This window comes from Nonomuraea sp. NPDC050547, assembly GCF_044457345.1.
In the GTDB taxonomy this organism is placed as follows: Bacteria; Actinomycetota; Actinomycetes; order Streptosporangiales; family Streptosporangiaceae; genus Nonomuraea.
The window spans coordinates 419,501-426,399 of record NZ_JBITGW010000008.1 but is presented as its reverse complement, the minus strand read 5'-3'; the positions used below and the strand labels follow the sequence as shown (position 1 = coordinate 426,399).

The window sequence follows — 6,899 nt, the reverse complement described above, 5'->3', positions numbered from 1 at the left end:
GCAAAAACTCATCATATTCCAGACGAGGTGTTGCATGAAATACTTCATGCACTGGCTTTTAACACACTGTTGAGTTCTCAAGAAACGGACGCGTTCTCGGCGTTCATTTCGTATTTCTATACTTTCAGCCGTTCCATTCTCTGTCAAATTCAGCGACTTGACATTTCCTGGAACCCCCGCAAACTTACCAGACCATCCAGACAGGATGAACCAGAAAGATTTCTGTGGGGTGTGCCGAGCGGATCATGTGATCGGCTGCCCTGCGGGAGCAACTCTAGCAGCCCCAGGGACCCGCTTACGCCCACTCAGGTAATCACCTTGTCCTTCCCTCCCCACGCGCCCCCAAACCTCCGCGGCCGCATCCGGCCCGCGACCTCGGCAAGTGGACGGCAAGTCATCCGCAATCGCTCCCCGGTACGAAGTACACACGAGCAGACTGCACCCCGGAGGTGTTGGCAATGACCCGCTCGGAGTTCGACGACATCCGTGCCTTCCTGGCCGACGGGCAGACATCCGCCGGCGACCTTCTCAAGATTGCCCGCACCCTGGTGGACGACCTGGAACACGCCAGGATGCGCGAGGCCGTGCTGCGTTCCTACTATCTGCGGCTGATGACCGCGGCCCGCGCGTCGGTGGCGTCCGACGCCGTGGACGCGCCGGACCCGCTGGCCTTCGTCAGGCACGAACTCGCCGAACGCGGCCAGTTGCCGACGGACGGCGAGGCGGTGCAGCGCATCCTCTCCGACGCGCGTACGGCCGCGGCGCTGATGGCCTGCATGGAGGAGAATCCTCCCCCGGTACGGCCCCGCGGCCTGCGTCTACGCCGCTGCGTCGGCACGGGCCGCAGGCTCGCCCACTAGCCTCCGAGCGCGGAAAAGCCAGACCATGTCCATACCCAGTCTTGGATGAACGGCTGTAAGACTGCGCGTATGTGGCAGCGGGGGTTGAACTGGGCAGCGATCGTCCTTGTGGGCGGTTTCGGCCTCATGTGGCTGGGCGTCGTGCTGTACGCGGCCGACGCCTCGACGCCATGGATGCGATTCGCCCAGGCGGCGTTCGGGCTCCTGCTGGCCGGCTGGTCCGTACAGAAGGCCACTGTGATGATCCGAGCATGACATGACTGAGCAGCCGTACGAGATCAGCCAGGACATGGGCGACGATCCCCAAGAGTCGGTCATCGCCATGTACAAGGACAAGCTGCCCGAGCGGCACAAGATCGACGAGATCGACGACGAGGCCGACCGCAGCATCGTCACGTGGATGCGCGAAGAGGACCACCGTCAGACCGACGCCCACGTCGACCTTCTCCAGGAGCCCAGGACGTACTTCCCGGAAGAGGACGAGGATCAGGGCTGAAACCGGTAGCCCATCCCCGGCTCGGTCAGCAGATGCACGGGACGCGCGGGATCGCGCTCCAGTTTCCTGCGCAGTTGCGCCATGTACTGCCGCAGGTAGTGCGTCTCCTTCTGGTACGAGGCGCCCCACACCTCCGTCAGCAGTTGCCGCTGGCTGACCAGCTTGCCCGGGTTGCGGAGCAGCAACTCCAGGAAGTGCCATTCCGTGGGCGTCAGCCGTACCCCGCCCGAGATGGTCTTGCCGACGAGGTCGATCACGTGATCGCCGACGCGCGCCTCCGCGGACTCCGCGGTGGGGGCGGCGGCGCGGCGGGTGACCGCCCGCACCCGCGCGAGCAGCTCGTCGATGCCGAAGGGCTTGGTGACGTAGTCGTCGGCGCCGGCGTCGAGGGCGTCGACCTTGTCGTGGCCGTCACTGCGGCCACTGAGCACGATGATGGGGACCTGGGTCCAGCCGCGCAGCCCGTGGATGACGTCCACGCCGTCGATGTCGGGCAGGCCGAGGTCGAGGATGACCAGGTCGGGGTGCCAGTCAGCGGCCTGGCGCAGGGCGGTGGCGCCGTCGGCGGCGACGGCCACCTCGTAGTGGCGGGCGACGAGGTTGATCCGCATGGCACGCAGGATCTGGGGCTCGTCGTCGACCACGAGCACGCGCGTCATCCGGCTCTCCGCAGCGAGACCGTCATGGTGAGCCCTCCTCCTGGTGTCTCCTCCGGCGTGAGCGTGCCGCCCATGGCCTCGGTGAGTCCGCGGGAGAGCGCCAGCCCCAGCCCCACGCCCTTGTGCGTGGAACGGTCGCCGAGCCGCTGGAACGGCCGGAACACCCGCTCGTGCGCCTCGGCCGGGATGCCGGGGCCGTGGTCGACCACCCTGATCTCCACGTTCTCGCCGTGCCAGCTCGCCGAGACGACAACGTCCCCGTAGCGCACCGCGTTCCCGACGAGGTTGACCAGGACGCGTTCGAGCAGCACCGGGTCGGCGGTGAGGTCAGGCAGGTCGGGCGGGATCTCCACGGCCACGAGCCGGGAAACCCCCAGGTCGGCGAGGGCCCGGTGGACGATCTCCGCCGCCGGCACCGGTTCCGGGGCCACGCCCAGGACTCCGGCCTGCAGACGGCTCATGTCGAGGAGGTTGGTCACCAGCCGGTCGAGTTTGTTCAGGGACTCGTGGGCGGTGTCGAGCAGTTCGGCGCGGTCCTCGGGCGACCAGTCGACCTCGGTGCCGCGCAGCGAGTCGACGGCCGCGCTCGCCGAGGCCAGCGGGGTGCGCAGGTCGTGGCTGACGGCCGCGAGCAACGCGGTGCGCATCTTGTCGGCTTCGGCGAGCGCCGCAGACGACGACGCCTCCTCGCGCAGCCGCTGCTGGCGCAGCGCCACCGCCGCCTCGGCCGCGAACGCCTCCAGCACCCGCCGGTCGGCCGCGTCGAGGATCCTCCCCTGTACGGCCAGCCCCAGATCCCCGTCGACCACCACATCCGGTACGGCCGACGGCGGCCCGCCCGCCGTGGCCACGATCCGCCACCCGTCGCCGTCCTTCTCCAGCATGGTCGCCGAGGTCAGCGAGTAGACCTCGCGCAGCCGGGCCAGCAGCGACGGCAGCGCCGAGTCCCCCCGCAGTACGTGCCCGGCCAGCGTGGACAGCACCTCGGCGTCGGCCCTGGCCCGCGAGGCCTCCCCGCTGCGCCGGGCGGCCAGGCCGACGACCGCGCTGACCATGGCCGCGACCAGCATGAAGATGGCGAGGGCCAGCAGGTTCTCCGGCTCGTCGACGGTCAGCGTGTGATACGGCGGTGTGAAGAACCAGTTGAGCAGCCCGAACCCGACGACGGCCGCGGTGAGCGCGGGCCACATGCCGCCCGCGAGGGCCACGCCGACGACGAGCAGCAGGAAGAGCAGGATCTCGCTGGGCAGCGCCAGCTGGGGACGGAGCGGCAGCAGCCCCGCCGTGAGCAGGGGCATCCCGGCCAGCGCCAGCGCCCAGCCCGAGCCGCGCCGTCGCAGCGAGAGGGCGGAGCGGTCCCCTTGCCTGCGCCCGTGCCGGACGCCCTCGTGCGTGACCATGTGAACGTCGATGGAGCCGGACAGCGCGGTGGTCTCCACGCCGACGCCCGGCGAGAGGATCTGCGCGAGGCGGCCACGGCGGGAGGCGCCCAGAACGAGCTGGGTGGCGTTGACGCCGCGGGCGAACTCCAGCAGGGCGCGAGGGACGTCGTCGCCGAGCACCTGGTGGTAGGTGCCGCCGAGGTTCTCCACGATGGTGCGCTGGCGGGCGACGTTGGCCGGATCCGCGCCGGAGGTGAGGCCGTCGGCGCTGGTCACGTGGACGGCCAGGAGGTCCGCGCCCTTGGAGCGGTCGGCTATGCGGGCGGCCCGCCGTACCAGAGTGTCGCCTTCCGGACCGCCGCTGAGGGCGACCACGACGCGCTCGCGCGCCTCCCACGTCTCGGCGATGCCGTGGTCGGCGCGGTAGCGGTCGAGCTGCTCGTCCACCTTGCCGGCCACCCAGAGCAGGGCGAGCTCGCGCAGCGCGGTGAGGTTGCCGACGCGAAAGTAGTTGGACAGGGCGGCGTCGACCATGGCCGGGCTGTAGACGTTGCCGTGGGCCATGCGGCGGCGCAGTGCCTCGGGGGCCATGTCGACGAGCTGGACCTGGTCGGCCCGCCTTACCCACTCGTCGGGGACGCGTTCGCGCTGGGCGACGCCGGTGATCTGCTGGACGACGTCGCTGAGCGACTCCAGGTGCTGGATGTTGACGGTGGAGACCACGTCGATCCCGGCCGCGAGGATCTCGTCGATGTCCTGCCAGCGTTTATCGTTGCGCGAGCCGGGCGTGTTGGTGTGGGCCAGTTCGTCCACGAGCGCGGCCTCGGGCGCGCGGGCGATGACGGCGGCGGTGTCCAGTTCCGCGAGGTCGGCGCCACGGTAGTGGATCGTCTTCCTCGGCACGATCTCCATGCCGTCGAGGAGCTCGGCGGTGCGGGGCCGGTCGTGGGTCTCGACGAGCCCCACGACCACGTCTCTGCCTCGGGCGAGCGCGCGCCGCCCTTCGTCGAGCATGGCGTAGGTCTTGCCCACGCCGGGGGCCGCGCCCAGGTATATCCGCAGCGTCCCCCTCATAGATCCAGGTTACGGCTGGTACGGCGGCGCCACCCCCCAGCCCCACCGCGGCGTCGGCGCCTTGGTCGGAGGCTTCGCCCCGGGCTGCGAGTTGTGCAGCGCGAGCCGCGTCCCCCACTCGATGTATCCGGCGAAAGCGGCCCTGAACTCGGGGTCGTCCGGCAGCCCGACCTCGTCGGCCGCATCCATCAGCAGATTGACCCACCGGCGGCGCTGCTGCTCGGTGATGCCCTTGCCGAGGTGCTGGGAGAGCATGTGCGGGTATCCGCCGCGCTCGTCGGTGTAGCGGGTGGGCCCGCCGAACACCTCGCTCAGCCACATGGCCACGTATCGGGGGTGGCCCGGATCCATATGCGCGAAGAGCGGCCCGACCACGTCGTCCTTCTTCACCTTCGCGTAGAAGGTTTCGGTGAGCCGCTCGAACGCGTCGCTGCCGCCCGCCCAGTCGTACAGTGTCGGTACTTGCTCGTTGTCAGCCACGTAATCATGTAATCATGGATGGGCGGCACCTGTCATGGACCTCATCGGCAAAGGGCGCACAGCCGACGTTTTCGCGCTATCTCCCACCAAAGTGCTCCGCCGCTACCGAGACGGAGACACCGCCCTCGACGAGGCCCGCGTGATGGAGCACGTACGCGCCCAGGGCTACCCGGTGCCCGAGGTGTTCGACGCGACCGAGACCGACCTGGTCATGGCCAGGCTGCACGGGCCCACGATGTTCGAGGTCCTGGTCAGGAAGCCGTGGACGGTCAGCGGTCACGGGCGGTTGCTGGGCCGGCTGCACGACCGGCTCCACGCGATCGAGGCACCGGACTGGCTCGGCCCCTCCCCCGGCGACCGCGTGCTCCACCTCGACCTCCACCCGCTCAACGTGATCATGACGCCCGACGGCCCCTCGGTCATCGACTGGTGCAACGCCGCGGCGGGCGAGCCCGCGTTCGAACTGGCCACGACCTACCTGACGCTGCGCACGAGCGAGATTCCGATCACGATGATCAAGCTGATCCGCCGCCCGCTCGCCCGCGCCCTCCTGCGCGGCAGCGCCACCGACCCGTCCCCGCGCCTGGCCGACGCCGCCGCGGCCCGCCTGCGCGACCCGCACACCACCCCTACCGAGCAGGTACGGCTGCGCCGTCTCCTGTGAGACACCGAGGCCGGGTCCTGCGCTGGTAGTCCCAGGCCACCACGGCGAAGGCCGACCCCGCTCGCCCCCGCGTAGGGCAGGAACAACGCCGCCCCCGCATAGGCCGCCCACCGCACCCCCTTGGGCGCCGTCGTGGCCTCGGGAGAACGCAAGGGCACCGGCCCGCCGTCCGCGTGCTCGTACCCGCACCTCCCGCACGCGCCGCGCGCCCGCCTGCCGACGACCAGCACCGCACCCACGAGCAGCAGCATCGCCACGACCCGCGCCGTCTTGGCCAGCAACCCCGGCCAGCTGTCCGGCCGTCCCACTCCCAGCAGCGTCACGAGATCCTGCAGCAGCCCGAACGTGCTGAAGGCCAGCACCACCACGCCCGCCCACACCACCCAGCCTCGCCTGAGCACGAGCCCCGCCAGCCCGAGCGCGCCGCCCACGGCCCCCACCCACCCGGACACCGCCGCGCCCGCCAGACCCAGCGCCACCACGAGCGCCGCCAACCGCGACCGCGGTACGACCAGCCCCGACTCGTAGGCCACGACCACGAGCTGCGCCCGATCCCGCGCACCGAGCTTGGACATGGCCCGGTTCACATGCGTCTTGGCGGTCAGCGGGCGCATGTCCAGCTTCAGGGCGATCTCGTCGTTGCTGTGCCCTCTGGCCACCAGCACCAGCACCTCCCGCTCCCGCCCGGTCAGCCCACATCACCCATGACCGCCATCCTGTCAGCCGCGCGAGATTAGGGCCTTGTTCACGATCACGAAGCCCCCCAAGATGCTTAGCGTGCTACAGAAGGGACGAGTGAGGTGGACAGCACGCTCACGGAAACACCGGTGCTCGCCCGACCGGCCGGACCATCGAGGCGCCTGAACCGGCGCTGGTGGTGGGTGGCGGGGTCGCTCGTAGCGGCGGCCCTGCTGGTACAGACCCCCATGTGGATCAACGACATGCGGCTGAGCGCCCTGGTCGAGCGGGTACGCGCCTACCCGCTGCCGCCGGGCACCCAGCCCAACGTGGTCGCACAGGGCAAGGTCGGGCTGCAGATCGGCAACAGCAACCACTGCGACTACCTCGTGCGGTTGTCGTTGGTCACGACGCTGCCGGAGGCGGCGATCGTGAAGTACTACGAGAGCACGACGATCCGCGGCGTCCAAGGCGGGACATTACCCGGCGAGGTGTACTTCGCCGGAGGAAAAGGACCGCGGCCGGTGATCGTGGAATTTCTGGAAATGCACGACGCCGGCCTGGATTTGCGCTGCCGGTGAAAACACGAAGGCCCTGATCGCAATG

8 protein-coding genes and 1 pseudogene are annotated in these 6,899 nt (G+C 69.8%); 5 read left to right on the top strand and 4 right to left on the bottom strand.

The genetic code is table 11. The features are described 5' to 3' along the window. Positions 1 to 458: 458 nt before the first annotated feature. The 3 genes from ACIBHY_RS22610 (at position 459) to ACIBHY_RS22600 (ending at position 1,356) form a co-directional block, all read left to right on the top strand. Positions 459 to 860, top strand: coding sequence for a hypothetical protein (locus tag ACIBHY_RS22610; protein WP_397259531.1), 402 nt, complete (start codon positions 459 to 461; stop codon positions 858 to 860). Between the two features lie 84 nt (positions 861 to 944). Next, positions 945 to 1,115: a hypothetical protein gene (locus ACIBHY_RS22605; protein ID WP_397259533.1), complete on the top strand. Its 171-nt coding sequence runs from the start codon at positions 945 to 947 to the stop codon at positions 1,113 to 1,115. A 1-nt stretch (position 1,116) separates the two neighbouring features. Continuing rightward, positions 1,117 to 1,356: a hypothetical protein gene (locus ACIBHY_RS22600; RefSeq protein WP_397259535.1), complete on the top strand. Its 240-nt coding sequence runs from the start codon at positions 1,117 to 1,119 to the stop codon at positions 1,354 to 1,356. Here the strand turns inward: ACIBHY_RS22600 and ACIBHY_RS22595 are convergent. The 3 genes from ACIBHY_RS22595 to ACIBHY_RS22585 are packed head-to-tail and all read right to left on the bottom strand — an operon-like array spanning position 1,347 to position 4,951. Then, entirely contained in the window at positions 1,347 to 2,015 is a 669-nt protein-coding gene (locus ACIBHY_RS22595) for a response regulator (protein WP_397259536.1), read from the bottom strand. The two genes, ACIBHY_RS22600 and ACIBHY_RS22595, sit on opposite strands and share 10 nt — an antisense overlap. Next, positions 2,012 to 4,471, bottom strand: a complete 2,460-nt coding sequence (locus tag ACIBHY_RS22590; protein ID WP_397259538.1) for a DUF4118 domain-containing protein — start codon at positions 4,469 to 4,471, stop codon at positions 2,012 to 2,014. The genes ACIBHY_RS22595 and ACIBHY_RS22590 overlap by 4 nt, the downstream gene beginning before the upstream one ends. A 9-nt stretch (positions 4,472 to 4,480) precedes the next feature. Next, on the bottom strand, positions 4,481 to 4,951 hold the full coding sequence (locus tag ACIBHY_RS22585) for a group II truncated hemoglobin (protein ID WP_397259540.1): 471 nt from the start codon (positions 4,949 to 4,951) through the stop codon (positions 4,481 to 4,483). Positions 4,952 to 4,985: 34 nt separating this feature from the next. Here ACIBHY_RS22585 and ACIBHY_RS22580 point away from each other — a divergent pair, with 34 nt between their 5' ends. After that, entirely contained in the window at positions 4,986 to 5,615 is a 630-nt protein-coding gene (locus ACIBHY_RS22580) for a phosphotransferase (RefSeq protein WP_397307635.1), read from the top strand. A 500-nt stretch (positions 5,616 to 6,115) separates the two neighbouring features. On the opposite strand, the pseudogene ACIBHY_RS22575 reads toward ACIBHY_RS22580, so the two are convergent. Next, a pseudogene (locus ACIBHY_RS22575) lies at positions 6,116 to 6,310 on the bottom strand (response regulator transcription factor); the annotation flags it as partial. A gap of 105 nt (positions 6,311 to 6,415) precedes the next feature. Here ACIBHY_RS22575 and ACIBHY_RS22570 point away from each other — a divergent pair. Beyond that, entirely contained in the window at positions 6,416 to 6,874 is a 459-nt protein-coding gene (locus ACIBHY_RS22570) for a hypothetical protein (protein ID WP_397259543.1), read from the top strand. Positions 6,875 to 6,899: the final 25 nt, after the last annotated feature.

Bases quoted from the DNA above. Each gene is read 5' to 3' on its own strand.
- ACIBHY_RS22590 (WP_397259538.1), bottom strand. From the start codon at position 4,471: ATGAGGGGGACGCTGCGGATATACCTGGGCGCGGCCCCCGGCGTGGGC.
- ACIBHY_RS22600 (WP_397259535.1), top strand. From the start codon at position 1,117: ATGACTGAGCAGCCGTACGAGATCAGCCAGGACATGGGCGACGATCCC.
- ACIBHY_RS22595 (WP_397259536.1), bottom strand. From the start codon at position 2,015: ATGACGCGCGTGCTCGTGGTCGACGACGAGCCCCAGATCCTGCGTGCC.
- ACIBHY_RS22610 (WP_397259531.1), top strand. From the start codon at position 459: ATGACCCGCTCGGAGTTCGACGACATCCGTGCCTTCCTGGCCGACGGG.
- ACIBHY_RS22580 (WP_397307635.1), top strand. From the start codon at position 4,986: ATGGACCTCATCGGCAAAGGGCGCACAGCCGACGTTTTCGCGCTATCT.